Annotated in this window: 17 protein-coding genes; 14 read left to right on the top strand and 3 right to left on the bottom strand. The window is 34.3% G+C overall.

Translation table 11 applies throughout. The features are described 5' to 3' along the window. The first annotated feature begins 179 nt into the window (after positions 1-179). The 10 genes from BST93_RS05420 (at position 180) to BST93_RS05465 (ending at position 7,902) form a co-directional block, all read left to right on the top strand. Positions 180-512, top strand: a complete 333-nt coding sequence (locus BST93_RS05420; RefSeq protein WP_105018366.1) for an ArsR/SmtB family transcription factor — start codon at positions 180-182, stop codon at positions 510-512. A 42-nt stretch (positions 513-554) separates the two neighbouring features. Continuing rightward, positions 555-1,022 carry a DUF6428 family protein gene (locus BST93_RS05425; protein WP_105018367.1) on the top strand — a complete coding sequence of 156 codons (468 nt, stop codon included), beginning with the start codon at positions 555-557 and terminating at the stop codon, positions 1,020-1,022. A 16-nt stretch (positions 1,023-1,038) separates the two neighbouring features. Next, positions 1,039-1,653, top strand: a complete 615-nt coding sequence (locus tag BST93_RS05430; RefSeq protein WP_105018368.1) for an arsenate reductase/protein-tyrosine-phosphatase family protein — start codon at positions 1,039-1,041, stop codon at positions 1,651-1,653. Positions 1,654-1,711: 58 nt separating this feature from the next. Further along, positions 1,712-2,752 carry an ACR3 family arsenite efflux transporter gene (gene arsB, locus BST93_RS05435; RefSeq protein ID WP_105018369.1) on the top strand — a complete coding sequence of 347 codons (1,041 nt, stop codon included), beginning with the start codon at positions 1,712-1,714 and terminating at the stop codon, positions 2,750-2,752. Positions 2,753-2,777: 25 nt separating this feature from the next. Next, complete coding sequence (locus BST93_RS05440; protein ID WP_181072548.1) at positions 2,778-3,287, top strand: DUF3124 domain-containing protein; 510 nt, start codon at positions 2,778-2,780, stop codon at positions 3,285-3,287. 16 nt (positions 3,288-3,303) lie between these two features. After that, positions 3,304-3,711: a group III truncated hemoglobin gene (locus tag BST93_RS05445; RefSeq protein ID WP_105018371.1), complete on the top strand. Its 408-nt coding sequence runs from the start codon at positions 3,304-3,306 to the stop codon at positions 3,709-3,711. A gap of 79 nt (positions 3,712-3,790) precedes the next feature. Next, the gene (locus BST93_RS05450; protein ID WP_105018372.1) at positions 3,791-4,363 is read left to right on the top strand and encodes a Crp/Fnr family transcriptional regulator; all 573 of its coding nucleotides are present in this window, start codon (positions 3,791-3,793) and stop codon (positions 4,361-4,363) included. 44 nt (positions 4,364-4,407) lie between these two features. Next, positions 4,408-5,010: a glutathione-regulated potassium-efflux system oxidoreductase KefF gene (kefF, locus tag BST93_RS05455; protein ID WP_042279860.1), complete on the top strand. Its 603-nt coding sequence runs from the start codon at positions 4,408-4,410 to the stop codon at positions 5,008-5,010. After that, positions 5,007-6,887: a monovalent cation:proton antiporter-2 (CPA2) family protein gene (locus BST93_RS05460; protein ID WP_042279858.1), complete on the top strand. Its 1,881-nt coding sequence runs from the start codon at positions 5,007-5,009 to the stop codon at positions 6,885-6,887. Before kefF ends, BST93_RS05460 begins: the two co-directional genes overlap by 4 nt. 262 nt (positions 6,888-7,149) lie before the next feature. Beyond that, positions 7,150-7,902: a type 1 glutamine amidotransferase domain-containing protein gene (locus BST93_RS05465; RefSeq protein WP_105018373.1), complete on the top strand. Its 753-nt coding sequence runs from the start codon at positions 7,150-7,152 to the stop codon at positions 7,900-7,902. 169 nt (positions 7,903-8,071) lie between these two features. Here the strand turns inward: BST93_RS05465 and BST93_RS05470 are convergent, their stop codons facing one another. The 3 genes from BST93_RS05470 to BST93_RS05480 all read right to left on the bottom strand — a co-directional run bounded on the left by BST93_RS05470 (position 8,072) and on the right by BST93_RS05480 (position 10,533). Continuing rightward, positions 8,072-9,202: an MBL fold metallo-hydrolase gene (locus BST93_RS05470; RefSeq protein WP_105018374.1), complete on the bottom strand. Its 1,131-nt coding sequence runs from the start codon at positions 9,200-9,202 to the stop codon at positions 8,072-8,074. 170 nt (positions 9,203-9,372) lie between these two features. Beyond that, complete coding sequence (locus BST93_RS05475) at positions 9,373-10,005, bottom strand: transglutaminase-like domain-containing protein (protein WP_105018375.1); 633 nt, start codon at positions 10,003-10,005, stop codon at positions 9,373-9,375. A 9-nt stretch (positions 10,006-10,014) separates the two neighbouring features. Beyond that, the gene (locus BST93_RS05480) at positions 10,015-10,533 is read right to left on the bottom strand and encodes a redoxin domain-containing protein (RefSeq protein ID WP_105018376.1); all 519 of its coding nucleotides are present in this window, start codon (positions 10,531-10,533) and stop codon (positions 10,015-10,017) included. Positions 10,534-10,686: 153 nt separating this feature from the next. Here BST93_RS05480 and BST93_RS14160 point away from each other — a divergent pair, with 153 nt between their 5' ends. The 4 genes from BST93_RS14160 (at position 10,687) to BST93_RS05495 (ending at position 12,425) form a co-directional block, all read left to right on the top strand. Beyond that, entirely contained in the window at positions 10,687-10,845 is a 159-nt protein-coding gene (locus BST93_RS14160) for a hypothetical protein (RefSeq protein WP_181072550.1), read from the top strand. 78 nt (positions 10,846-10,923) lie between these two features. Continuing rightward, a complete protein-coding gene (locus BST93_RS05485) occupies positions 10,924-11,490 on the top strand; it encodes a YeeE/YedE family protein (RefSeq protein WP_105018377.1) in 567 nt (188 codons plus the stop codon). 1 nt (position 11,491) lies between these two features. Further along, on the top strand, positions 11,492-11,908 hold the full coding sequence (locus BST93_RS05490) for a DUF6691 family protein (protein ID WP_105018378.1): 417 nt from the start codon (positions 11,492-11,494) through the stop codon (positions 11,906-11,908). Positions 11,909-12,035: 127 nt separating this feature from the next. Then, on the top strand, positions 12,036-12,425 hold the full coding sequence (locus tag BST93_RS05495) for a hypothetical protein (RefSeq protein WP_146104979.1): 390 nt from the start codon (positions 12,036-12,038) through the stop codon (positions 12,423-12,425). Positions 12,426-12,544 lie beyond the last annotated feature (119 nt).

The following is a 12,544-nucleotide window of genomic DNA, read 5'->3' on the forward strand; positions in this document are numbered from 1 at the left end:
TTAAAATTTTGTCGTGTTTAAGACGACAAATGGTCTTAAAATGCACCATTAAATTTTAACTTATGCCTTTGATTATTAGTTGGTAAGGTTTAAAAGTTTCTTAAGGCAATGAAAATTATCTCTTAAGGTTTGGTGGTTTAAGTTCTATTATCGTAATATTGCAATGTAACAATAAGGATATGGGTTTAGCTAAAACTGAAATATTTACCGATGAGCAAAATGCGATTTCCGCTTTCGCGAAAGCGTTCTCCCATCCAGCTCGTGTAGCTATCCTACAACACTTGTATAAAACTAATACTTGTGTTTGTGGAGATTTAGTGAATGAAATAGGTCTAGCACAGCCTACCATTTCACAACATCTAAAGGAACTTAAGCAATTGGGTTTGATTCAAGGTACGGTTGAAGGTACAAGTGTTTGCTATTGTATAAATGTTGAGAACTGGCAATCCATGAAGAATATCATGTTCCAATTCCTTAATCAAGATGTAGTAGAAAACTCATCTTGTTGTTAAAAAATTTATGTCTATTTATCGTAATATCGCAATATTATAATTATGAAACTATCCACTATCAAAAAACATCTTGAAGAACTAGATGTTATAGCCTTTGAATTACCTAATGGTGATCTTGTACCCAATCATTTTCATGTGACTGAAGTAGGTAAAGTGACCAAAAACTTTATTGACTGCGGCGGTACCGTGCGTAATGAAGAGGTTGTTAACTTCCAGCTTTGGAGTGCAAATGATTATGATCACAGGTTACATCCAGAAAAACTCCTAGATATAATTACACTTTCTGAAAAAATATTAGGAATAGAAGATCTAGAAATCGAGGTAGAATATCAAGGAGATACTATAGGGAAATTTGGTTTGGAGTTTAACGGCAGTCATTTTTTACTTACCTCTAAACAGACGGATTGTCTTGCCAAGGATAATTGTAGCATTCCAGTCAAAAAAGAAAAGAAGTCTCTCTCTCAACTTACTGCTACCACTACCTGTGCGCCAGGAAGCGGTTGTTGTTAAACATTAAAAACTAGTCATGGTATTTACAGAAATTTCTGATTACTTGAAAAATATTCAAGTAAACTCTATAGATGAGCAACGCAAAGAAACACTACAACCTTTAATTGATTTTATCAAAGACCGAGTACAAGCAGATAAGGAAGGTAGAATTAACTTTATTTGTACTCATAACTCTAGACGTAGTCACCTATCTCAAATTTGGGCTCAAGCTGCTGCATCGTACTTAGGTTTCAATAAAGTCACAACCTATTCTGCCGGTACTGAGGCTACTGCACTCTTTCCTGTAGTTGCTCAAACCCTAGAATCACAAGGATTTCAAATAGAAAAATTATCTGAAACCGATAATCCAGTTTACTCCATAAAATATGGTGAAAATGAACATCCTATCATAGGATTTTCCAAGGTGCTGAATAATAATTTTAATCCACAAGGAGAATTTGCCGCGGTGATGACTTGTGATTCTGCAAATGAAACCTGTCCTTTCATAGCAGGAGCGATTAAAAGAATTCCAATCACCTTTCTAGATCCTAAAATATCAGATGGCACACCACAACAGCAAGATGTTTATTTAGAACGCAGCCATCAAATCGCAACAGAAATGCTTTATGTATTTCAACAAGCCCAAAAATAGTCTTTGTAATTACAAAGAGTGAGCACTCTAAAAAAGTGTTGTATAAAATAGTAGAGAGATGTCTTCAAAAAAATTAAATTTTCTTGATAGGAATTTAACACTTTGGATTTTTATTGCCATGGCAGTAGGAGTAGGGTTAGGTTATTTTATACCTTCTTTTCCGGATATTGTAAATTCATTTAGTAGTGGAAGTACCAATATTCCTATTGCTATTGGCTTGATATTGATGATGTATCCACCGCTAGCCAAGGTGAATTACTCATTACTTCCCAAAGTTTTTAAGAACGTAAAAATACTATCCACCTCATTGATTCTTAATTGGGTGATAGGTCCGGTTCTTATGTTCATACTAGCAATTCTATTTCTGCAAGATTATCCAGAGTACATGGTTGGACTCATTTTGATAGGACTAGCTCGCTGTATAGCCATGGTTCTTGTATGGAACGATCTTGCTGAAGGAAGTAGTGAATACGGTGCTGGTTTAGTTGCTCTCAATAGCATCTTTCAGGTTTTCGGTTATAGTTTTTATGCTTGGTTGTTTATCACCATTTTTCCACCATACTTTGGATTTGAAGGAGCGATAGTTGATATTTCCATAAGTACTATTGCAGAAAGCGTTGCTATTTATCTAGGAATACCTTTTTTAATGGGTATTCTAAGTCGATTTATTTTAATTCGAGTAAAAGGAGAACAATGGTATACTCAAACATTTATTCCAACTATATCTCCATTAACCTTGATAGCGCTGTTGTTTACTATAATAATCATGTTCTCATTAAAAGGTGAGCTTATTGTTGAAATCCCTATGGATGTGATTATAATAGCAGTCCCTTTAATGATTTACTTTACCTTAATGTTCATCATTGGATTTTTCTTTACCCGTGCGATGGGTGCAGAATATGATAAAACGGCATCGGTGGCATTTACCGCAGCAGGAAATAATTTTGAACTGGCAATCGCAGTCGCTATAGCGGTATTTGGACTTAACTCTGGACAAGCATTTGCAGGAGTAATTGGTCCACTGGTAGAAGTTCCAGCATTAATTTTATTAGTAAGAGTTTCTTTTTGGTTGAAAAAGAAGTATTATGATGCTTCTTAACCATGGGACACTTAACTTTACTGTTATGAAAAAGATCATCTTACTTATCGGTGTTTTTATGATGTTAGGTTGTTTTGAAAAAGAAACAGCCAAGTATCCAAGCAAGCAGCCTAGTTGGGAAACGAAGAAAGCAGATGTTGAGGATTTTTCCGCTTTCGCGAAAGCAAAAACATACCTGCCAGTATACTCGCACATCTATCACGTGCATGATGAACGTGCCTTTGACCTTACTGCAACAGCGAGTATAAGAAATATATCACCTACAGAACCTCTTTATATTACGCAAGCAGATTATTATAACACCACAGGTGAAATAGTAAGATCGTATGTTAATAATCCTATAGTGGTTAATCCTATGGAAACTCTAGAAATTATCATACGTGAAAAGGATTATGAAGGAGGATCTGGTGCTAATTTCCTATTTGAATGGGCAATGAAAAATACAGATAATCCACCGCTGTTTGAGGCTGTGATGATATCTACTTATGGGTCTCAAGGATTGTCATTTACAACTCGAGGTGTTCCTGTTCAGTAACTCGATGTATTGATTCATGAGTGGTCTTAATGCTATAGAGAACAGGCAGGACGTGGCAAATCTCGTTCATTTGTTCTATTCCAAGGTGAGAAAAAATGAGGTCCTTGCACCTATTTTTTCAAAACACATAAAAGATCATGAATGGCAATTGCATATTAGTAAGTTGACTGATTTTTGGGAATCGAATTTATTCAAAAAGGCAGGCTACAAGGGTAATCCAGTATCCCATCACATTAAAGTTGATAAAGCGGAATCTTATAAAATCGAGCCCATACATTTTGGTATTTGGCTACAACTGTGGATTGAGTCGGTAGACGAACTTTTTCAAGGAGAAATTGCTACACAAGCAAAATTTATCGCAAGAAAAATGAGCACAGGACAATACATTGCAATGTGGAATCATAGACCAGATATATTTAAATAACTTATTATTACTAAGAGTACTTAAATCATTAACAAATTAAAAGGTTACTTGGAGTGCTCCTTTTAATTATTTTCGTAGTATGACTCACGATCTATCACCTTTGCGAAAACATATTGAAGAAATAGTAAGTTTAACTGATAGTGAATGGCAGTTTGTAGCATCTCATTTTGAGTATAGAAGTTTGAAAAAACATCAATTCGTGATACAAACAGGTCAAGTTGTAGATCATGAATTTTGGATTTTAAAGGGTCTTTTAAGGACTTATTCCCTAGATGAAAGCGGTAAGGAACACATCCTACAGTTTGCTTCAGAAAACTACTGGATAAGTGATTATCATGCTTATCAATATCAAATGCCTGCAACTCTATTTTTAGATTGTTTAGAGGACACACAGTTTTTAAGTCTAAGTTTTGAGAGTCGAGAATTGATATGTAAGGAAGTACCTGCTATGGCTAACTTTTTCAGGGTAAAATTAAATTACGGTTTTGTTCATTTGCAACAAAGAGTACTTTCTCATCTTACCCAAACGGTTGAACAGCGTTATGAACGATTAATTGACGAAATGCCGCATTTGATTCAACGAGTTCCAAAAAAACTTCTTGCTTCATACCTAGGTGTAAGTAGAGAATCATTAAGCAGATTGAAGGTATAAGTTACACATCGCCATTTACATCTGTGGTTTGATTAAATTTAAAAATGAAAAAAACATTAGTCTTATTTGCTCATCCTAGATTTGAAGATTCAAGAGCCAATGCTACTTTAATCGATCGATTATTCTCTAAAAGTCATATTACATTGCACGACCTGTATGAAACCTATCCAGATTTTCATATCAATGTAAGAAAGGAACAGAAATTATTAGAAGAACACGATATCATAATCTGGCACCATCCATTGTACTGGTACAGTAGTCCAGCAATTTTAAAACAATGGATGGACATGGTGTTAGAGTTTAATTGGGCTTACGGTCCTGAAGGTAACATGTTACAAGGTAAAACTGTATTTAATGTTATAACCACTGGCGGCTCTCGAGAGGTATATTGTTCACAAGGGTATAACAGTTATACTATCAATGAGTTTTTAAGACCCTTTGAACAAACTGCAAATTTGTGCGGAATGCATTATTTACCACCATTTGCGGTAATGGGAACTCATAAATTATCCGAAGAGCAATTACTAGATTATGCAAATCAATATGAAAATCTCATTGATTTACTCAAAGGTGATTTTGATGCTACTGGATTATCTAATTGCTTCTTTTTAAACGATCTTGAATTGATTAAAAACCCAAATTCATGACAGGAACATTACTTTTTGAAGCAATTGTATTTCTAGCAGGAGCCTTAATTTGTGTTTCTATCGCTAAAAGACTAGGATTAAGTTCTGTTATAGGTTATTTAATCGCAGGAGTCATTATCGGACCTTATGTCTTAGGTTTAATAGGTGAAGAAGGAGATGATATTCTTCATTTTGCAGAGTTTGGAGTTGTGGTAATGCTGTTTCTTATAGGTCTAGAGATTGAACCCAAGAGCTTCTGGAACATGCGTAAGTCTATACTAGGTATGGGAGGAATACAAGTTACAGCGACGCTAGTATTGACTTACTTACTTTTTACAATATTAGGATATGAATGGCAAGTAGCACTCGTAATAGCCATGGCAGTGTCTTTGTCTTCCACTGCAATAGCCTTGCAAACCATTAAGGAAAAAGGCTTAATGGAAACCACCTTTGGGATAAGTTCCTTTTCAATATTGCTTTTTCAGGATATCATCGTGATAGTGATGTTAGGAGCCTTGCCCTTATTGTCTTCTCAAGATCCATCAAATGTAAGCTCAAATGGGCATGAAGCAACTTTAATTGAAAATTTACCTATAGGGTTGCAAACATTAGCTATTCTTGCCTCTGTAGTGGTAATTGTGCTAGTAGGAAGATATTTAATCGTACCAATACTTCGAAAGGTTTCAAAAACCGGAGTGCGTGAATTACTTATCGCAGCAGCTTTCTTAATCGTATTTTCTATTTCGTATTTAATGGAGTTTGTAGGTTTAAGTCCTGCATTAGGAGCATTTTTAGGTGGAGTAGTGCTCTCAACAAGTGAATTTAAACATGAGTTAGAAAGTACACTAGAGCCTTTTAAAAATTTACTATTGGGTTTGTTTTTTATGGCAGTAGGTGCTTCCATAAACTTTATTGTAATAGCAGAAAGTCCTTTTACAATAGGTGGTTTACTAGTACTTATTATAACTTTAAAAGCCGCTGTTTTATACATCACGGGCCGAGTTTTTAAACTTAAACTTGATCAAAAACTACTCTTAACTTTGAGCCTTGCACAGGTAGGTGAATTTGCATTCGTTTTACTTTCATTTGCTTTTCAATTAGAAATTCTTGCACCAGAGCAAATGGATGTTATGCTAGTGATTACAGCACTTTCTATGTCGCTCACACCTATACTCAGTTTAATTAATGAACGAGTGATTTTACCTAAAGTTGGTACCAAAGAATCCATTAAACGACCTATGGATCATATCGCTAAATCTCAAAAGGTAATTTTGGTAGGCTTTGGACATTTTGGAAGTACCGTTGGGCGATTTATGAGATCTCATGGAGTTGAGGCTACCATACTAGACATAGATTCTAACCGTGTTGATTTTTTGAGGAAAATGGGTTTTGAGGTATATTATGGCGACGCTACTAGGCAAGATCTTCTTGAATCTGCTGGGATAGCTCAAGCAAAAATGTTAATCTGCGCAATTGATAATCCTGCGGTGAATAAGGAAGTTGCATTATTAGTTAAAGAAAAATATCCTCATGTTGAACTGCTCGTAAGAGCCAAAAATCGTTATGAGGCCTATGAATTACTTAATCTAGGTATTGAAAATATATACCGAGAAACCTTGGATACTTCCCTTTCTCTTGCCAGTGATGCCTTACACAAATTAGGTTTTAGGAAATATACCTTAAATCGACAAGTGCAAAATTTTATTACCTACGACGTTGAAAGTTTGAAACGATTAGCCAAGGAACCTAAGCGAGATGAAAACTACATTTTTAAGGCTAGGCAAGAACTGGAACAGCAAGAAAAACTTCTAGAACGTGATTTTAAACGTGGTATAGTAACCTACGACAAGCACTGGGATGGTGAACATATCAGGAAATCCCTCGAACAAAACGATTAATCTTAATATTCCTTTTAGTTTGATTAGGGTTTTATTAAGTACGCTTTCGCGAAAGCGCAATCATTACAAGATTTTCTTAACATCATTAATCTTTTGGTATAACTAGCTTTATCCAATAATAAAAATTAACATGTGACATAGGTCACAAATTAACTGTGAGGAAAAGCACTTTAAAATGGTGAGTTCAGTCCTCGCAAACTTGGGTAAACTATTGGAACTTTGTACCTCTTTAACCCATTAAAGTTTAAATAAAAGTTACAATATGAAAACTATAACAGCGGTAAGTGCTTTAGTGATTTTTTCACTTTTAACAGTTATCAATAAAAAAGAAAAAACAATGGATACACCAAAAATTTTAATGATTTTGTCTAGTCATAAAGAGCTAGGAGACACAGGGAAAACTACAGGATATTATTTAAGTGAAGTTACTCATGCTTATGAAGTGTTTAAAGAAGCAGGTTATGACATCACATTTGTAAGTCCAGAAGGTGGTTTGCCACCAGTTGATGGTTTTGATCTTGATGATGAGATTAATAAGAAATATTGGGAAGATGAGGATTTTCAAGCAAAATTGAAATCAACCTTAAAGCCATCTCAAGTTGAAGCGAGTCAATACCAAGTAATTTACTACGCTGGTGGTCATGGAACGATGTGGGATTTCCCTAATAATCAGGAGTTAGCAAATATAGCTAGTGAGATTTATGAGAATGATGGAATTGTAAGTGCTGTATGTCACGGTCCTTCGGGATTGATCAATATCAAATTATCAGATGGTAGCTATTTAGTAGATGGTAAAACATTAAGCGTATTTACAAACGAAGAAGAAGCAAATGTTGAACTTACTGAGGTTGTTCCATTTTTACTAGAGGATGAATTAAAGGAAAAAGGAGCCAAAATTGATAAAGCCGATATGTGGCAAGAAAAAGTAAGTGTAGATCAACGTGTTGTTACAGGACAAAATCCAGCATCAGCAGGATTAGTAGCTCGTAGTGTAGTGGATTTACTCACTAAGTAATGCTTAAAAGCAATGATTATAAATAGAGAAACGCAGGTTCAAAACCTGCGTTTTTTCTTTTTATATAGTACTAGAATCTTCTAATTGTAAGAATTAAAAGATTGGTTCATCACTAAATTGAAAATTTGCTTTTATCGTTTTAAGTGTCCTTACGGTTTTCAAATTATTATTATTTCCACCAATCATTACTAGCAGCTACCGGTTTTGAGATAAACACAGGTTCTCCTATTTGTGGGATTACCATAGGAACACTAAGTTCGGTAGCTTTCTTCTCCACACGCTCAATTGGATCAGTCCAAGAATGCTGCGCTAGTTTGAATGCACCCCAGTGAATAGGCATCATAGATTTTGTTTTGAGATCAATTGCCGCTTGGGCAGTTTCCTCAGGAAACATGTGTATTTCTGACCACAATTCATTGTATTGACCACATTCAATCATCGCAAAATCAAACGGGCCGTATTTTTCACCTATTTCTTTAAAATGAGCACCATAACCACTATCACCGCTAAAAAATAGCTGTTCAGTTGAAGATTTAATGATCCACGAGCACCATAATGTTTGATCTCGGTCGCTCAAACCTCGACCAGAGAAATGTTGAGCAGGTGTGCTAGTAAAGGTTAAACCATAAAATTGCGTGTTTTCCCACCAATCTAATTCAGTGATTTTTTCATTATCAATTCCCCAAGCTAATAAATGATTTCCTAATCCTAGAGGAGTATAAAAGACTTCTACCTTGTCTTTTAATTTTATAATGGATTCATAATCCAAATGGTCATAATGATCATGGGATAATAGGACCACATCTATTTTTGGAAGTTGTTCTATAGTAATCGGAGGTTTCTCATTAAAACGTTTTGAACCTAACCATGGATGAGGTGCAGGAACATCACTCAACATAGGGTCTATCAGAATGTTTTTTTCATTGATCTGAACTAAAAAAGTAGAATGACCGAACCATATGATCCTTGCTTCACCCTTATAATTTTCAATGGATACAGAGTCAATTTTTTGAACTTGTAGTGAGTGGTTAGGTCTGGCATTGGGGATTTTTTTAAACATACCAGCAGTAGCCTTCATCATGTCTTTAAAGCTCATTTCTGTTGAGATGTTTCCTGCATTCTTAAACTTACCGTCAGTATAGTTGTCGGATTTTGTGTAAGACTGTTTTTTTTCATCACTAGCCTTGCCTCCAAATTGTGGACTAGTGTATAAGAATATTACACTTATGAGGAAAATCACTCCGATAACAATACCTAGACCTAAAAGCACCTTTTTTAATATTTTTAATATGAACTTCATTTTTGTTTACTCTATAACAAAGGTATTAAGTAACATATCTTAAAAGTTCAAACTAATTATTCTTCTTAGTTTATGATGAGATAAATCTTAGTTAATTAATAGTATTGATAATGCAAACGACCTTAGAACATATATTATGTTCTAAGGTCGCTTTAAAACAATGACTTAATTTAGATGACTATATGATCTTGATCTTTATATTTTTCATAAAAATCAGGATAATTAGATTTAAAAGTGTTTTTAATAAATTCTAGAGGAACGTCTTCAAAGTGGCCGTAATCTTCACGGTACGACATGAATTTTGCATTTTCATTATTGTATTCCTGTAAAACAGAATCTTGGGTACCATCAAATTCTAGAACGTTTACTTGATAAATGTCGCACAACTCCTTGTTGAAGGCTGGTGAGCATTTTACCCATTGATTATTAAAATACACATCTACCAGACCATGAGGAGCTAGCTCATTAGTTCCAATTACCTTTTCTAGACGTTCAGTAGCTATGTGATTAGAAACTTTAGCAAGATGCAATCTTGCAGGTATATTAAAGGCACGTAGACATGCTATATATAAAATGGCTTTGTCAATGCAATGACCATCTTTTTTTTGAGCAATATTGCTAGCTTTAAAATGCCCAGCAGTCAAACCTATATTAAAGGGAAGATAGCGCCATCCATCTCTTACTTTAATATATAATTTTTCTATTAATTCCTGTTTAGATTCCAGATGACTAAATTCTTTGATAATGTCCTGTATTACAAGATTTTCATAGTCAAAGAAGTAGGTAGATTCTGTATATTGCATTTCACAAATTTACATCATTTCGCCTCGTGCAGGATACTCTTTATCTAGTATAAAGTCTATAGCTTTTAACATAGATGGTAAATGAGGTCTACCCCATGGATTACTATTAATCGCAGCATAGTAGATATCGTTATGACTATCAACAAGGAAGAATCCAGGTTCACTAAAAAGATCAGGTTCACCTTCTTTAATTCCTTTGCTCAAATAAAGTCCCCAATTTCTAGCCGACTCTTCCGATAAATTATATCCTAGAGATACTTTGTCGATGTCCCATTTTTGTTTAGAAAGTCTAGCTCTTTTTTCATCATCCATACTTACAGCCACTGCCTGAACACCTTTATCCTTAAAATCAGATAAGAGTTCATTGAGTTGTTCCAAGTATTTTTTACATAATGGACAATGCAGTCCTCTATAAAATATTACAAGTGTAAAATTTTCACTATCTGCTTTTTTAAGATCCCATACTTTATCTCCTAGTAAAGGAAATGATAGTTCTGGAGCTTGTTGTTGTGGAATAGGTTTTTTCATAAAATAAAAATAGAATCTTGTAGCTGGACAATTCTAAAATCATTCCTAAACTCGTGCTAATGCCTTTTTAAAACGAAACTATTAACTATTAAATGTTTAATAAATTAAAATAAAGATTAAACAAAATAAGTATCTTTATTGAAAATTGAAATTATGGCAGATAAAGAAAAAAATAGAGTTCCTATGGTTAACAGAACTCCAGCCGATATGCATGCTGATGGTGTTCACTTTGATCCAAAAATCAAGGAGGCTTTAAAGGCTGAAAGAGCAAGACGTGAAACAAAACACCAAAAGAATCTAGATAAAAAATAGAGATTTATGTAATACTGTAACTTTTGTTACTGTTACGCTTTCGCGAAAGCGTGATATTTGCATAAAAATTTATTATTGATGCATTGGATTTATGAACCGTGGCCGTGGTATGTTGCAGGGCCATTGATTGCGCTTGTAATGTTTTTATTATTGTTTTTAGGTAAGCAATTTGGAATCTCGGCAAATTTAAGAACGAAATGTGCTGCTTTCGGAGCTGGTAAGACATCAGATTTTTTTGATTTTGATTGGAAAGAAGAGCGATGGAACTTAATGATTGTGCTAGGTGCGATAATTGGAGGATTCCTAGGATCCACCTTTATGACAAATAATGGTGATAACAGTGTTTCTATCTCAAAAAATACTGTAGAAGAGCTTAAAAGTGAGTATCATTTTCTAAGTGCTGGTGAAAGTTATTTGCCAGAAGAGTTGTTTGCAATTGAAAGCTTAAACGACTTCACAACAATCGCAATATTGCTAGTTGGTGGTTTTCTTGTTGGATTTGGAGCGCGATACGCAGGTGGCTGTACATCGGGACATGCTATATCTGGATTGAGCAACTTACAGTTACCATCTCTCATAGCTGTTATAGGTTTTTTTATAGGTGGATTAATAATGATTCACGTTTTCTTCCCTCTAATATTCTAATATGAAAAAGTATACAGCTTATTTAGCCATAGGAGTATTTTTTGGTTTAGTTATGTATAAGTCTGAGGCCGCTTCTTGGTTTAGGATTTATGAAATGTTTCGTTTCGATAGTTTTCATATGTACGGAATTATTGGAAGTGCTCTTATTCTAGGAGTAGTAGGAATACAATTAATTAAGCGTAAAAATATCAAAGCCTTAGGTGGAAGAGATATGCAATTAAATCAAAAACAACCTAGCTTTCCTAGGTATTTAGTTGGCGGAATTTTTTTTGGATTAGGTTGGGCGCTTGCAGGTGCATGCCCTGGACCTATGTATGTTTTGATAGGTGCTGGTTTTCCTTCTATTTTAATCGTAATTAGTGGTGCATTAATAGGCACTTACGTTTATGGCCTTTTACGAGCTAGGCTTCCTCATTAATGGTGAATATTCTTGTTAATTTGTTTTAAATACCGAAATTACTGATAAACAGAAAATTAACTACTATTATCATAATGTTTGGAATTTTGCATGGTTATAAAATTTAACTTTGGTCAAAATTTCTGCTATGGATAGAATTACGTATAAAGATTTCGGTTATGCAGAAGTATTTGTTTTTAAAAATTTTTTAATCACCCAAATAGCGGAAGGGATTGTAGTTGGCGAAGGTCATCTTCGTTATTTGAAGATGTTTATAGAAAAAACCTACGGATCAAATCCGATGGTTTATTTGAGTAATAGGATTAACTCGTATAGCGTAAATCCACTCGTCTATCACCATTTTCCCGAGATTCCCAATCTTTTGGGTATTGGTGTGGTTGCATACTCACCTATTACTATTCAAAATATTAAGATTGAAAAAAATTTTCAAAAGTTCCTTTTCAAGCATTTGATAAAATTGAACAAGCGGTTATTTGGTCTGATTATTTGGTCACAGCTCACATTAAAAAACACATAGTATAACATAAATACTTACTGTATTTAAAACCTCTAACTCATAAAAAAAGTTAGAGGTTTTTTAAATTATTTAATATTATTTTTTTGCAGCTAATTAATTATTTAGTTTTGTCTAAAAAT

The sequence above is a fragment of the Nonlabens tegetincola genome (genome assembly GCF_002954355.1).
GTDB classification, from domain to species: domain Bacteria; phylum Bacteroidota; class Bacteroidia; order Flavobacteriales; family Flavobacteriaceae; genus Nonlabens; species Nonlabens tegetincola.

Excerpts from the sequence above, each read along its gene's own strand:
- BST93_RS14160 (WP_181072550.1), top strand. The coding sequence starts at position 10,687 with ATGGCAGATAAAGAAAAAAATAGAGTTCCTATGGTTAACAGAACTCCA.
- BST93_RS05430 (WP_105018368.1), top strand. The coding sequence starts at position 1,039 with ATGGTATTTACAGAAATTTCTGATTACTTGAAAAATATTCAAGTAAAC.
- BST93_RS05465 (WP_105018373.1), top strand. The coding sequence starts at position 7,150 with ATGAAAACTATAACAGCGGTAAGTGCTTTAGTGATTTTTTCACTTTTA.
- BST93_RS05495 (WP_146104979.1), top strand. The coding sequence starts at position 12,036 with ATGGATAGAATTACGTATAAAGATTTCGGTTATGCAGAAGTATTTGTT.
- BST93_RS05470 (WP_105018374.1), bottom strand. The coding sequence starts at position 9,202 with ATGAAGTTCATATTAAAAATATTAAAAAAGGTGCTTTTAGGTCTAGGT.
- BST93_RS05420 (WP_105018366.1), top strand. The coding sequence starts at position 180 with ATGGGTTTAGCTAAAACTGAAATATTTACCGATGAGCAAAATGCGATT.
- BST93_RS05480 (WP_105018376.1), bottom strand. The coding sequence starts at position 10,533 with ATGAAAAAACCTATTCCACAACAACAAGCTCCAGAACTATCATTTCCT.
- BST93_RS05460 (WP_042279858.1), top strand. The coding sequence starts at position 5,007 with ATGACAGGAACATTACTTTTTGAAGCAATTGTATTTCTAGCAGGAGCC.
- BST93_RS05445 (WP_105018371.1), top strand. The coding sequence starts at position 3,304 with ATGAGTGGTCTTAATGCTATAGAGAACAGGCAGGACGTGGCAAATCTC.
- BST93_RS05490 (WP_105018378.1), top strand. The coding sequence starts at position 11,492 with ATGAAAAAGTATACAGCTTATTTAGCCATAGGAGTATTTTTTGGTTTA.
- arsB (WP_105018369.1), top strand. The coding sequence starts at position 1,712 with ATGTCTTCAAAAAAATTAAATTTTCTTGATAGGAATTTAACACTTTGG.
- BST93_RS05440 (WP_181072548.1), top strand. The coding sequence starts at position 2,778 with ATGAAAAAGATCATCTTACTTATCGGTGTTTTTATGATGTTAGGTTGT.
- BST93_RS05450 (WP_105018372.1), top strand. The coding sequence starts at position 3,791 with ATGACTCACGATCTATCACCTTTGCGAAAACATATTGAAGAAATAGTA.
- BST93_RS05475 (WP_105018375.1), bottom strand. The coding sequence starts at position 10,005 with ATGCAATATACAGAATCTACCTACTTCTTTGACTATGAAAATCTTGTA.
- BST93_RS05425 (WP_105018367.1), top strand. The coding sequence starts at position 555 with ATGAAACTATCCACTATCAAAAAACATCTTGAAGAACTAGATGTTATA.
- kefF (WP_042279860.1), top strand. The coding sequence starts at position 4,408 with ATGAAAAAAACATTAGTCTTATTTGCTCATCCTAGATTTGAAGATTCA.
- BST93_RS05485 (WP_105018377.1), top strand. The coding sequence starts at position 10,924 with ATGCATTGGATTTATGAACCGTGGCCGTGGTATGTTGCAGGGCCATTG.